The 423-nt window shown below is 43.5% G+C and carries 1 protein-coding gene; it reads left to right on the top strand.

Features of this window, described 5'->3' with window-relative positions; genetic code table 11:
- A partial coding sequence (locus I6E40_RS10735; RefSeq protein ID WP_235387280.1) for a DUF3874 domain-containing protein occupies positions 1-188 on the top strand: 188 nt, incomplete at its 5' end.
- Positions 189-423: the final 235 nt, after the last annotated feature.

Genomic DNA, 423 nt, shown 5'->3' with positions numbered 1-423 from the left:
CGGAGGCTACGCAATGGCTGTCCGCCACCGAAATCTTCGAGACCTTGAAGCGCGAATCCCCGCGTGCGCTGCAAGGCGTGAAGATAGCGGGCATGGGTCGTCAACTCCGTCACCTTGGCGTACTGAAAAAGCGCACCGCGAAGGGCGTGTTCTACTGTGTCAGCCGGAAGCAGGTGGAGACGGTTTGAACGAGAAGAACCGCCTTTTTGAAACATGAATGTTCATGAATCATTCACGCTCCCTTTTTGAAACATTAATGTTCATGAATTGATTCATTAAAAAGCCATTAATTTGTTTTTGAACACGAATTGTTCATAATTAATGAGGCAATTAATGAGGCAATTAATGGACATTAATGGAGAAAAATTCTTGTTTTTGGAACACGAATTGTTCAGAAATTGAACGAATGAATGAAAGACAAAA

The organism is Prevotellamassilia timonensis, assembly GCF_021531665.1.
In the GTDB taxonomy this organism is placed as follows: Bacteria; Bacteroidota; Bacteroidia; order Bacteroidales; family Bacteroidaceae; genus Alloprevotella.
Note: the sequence above shows the minus strand (reverse complement) of the source record. Positions and strands in the feature narration are given on the sequence as shown.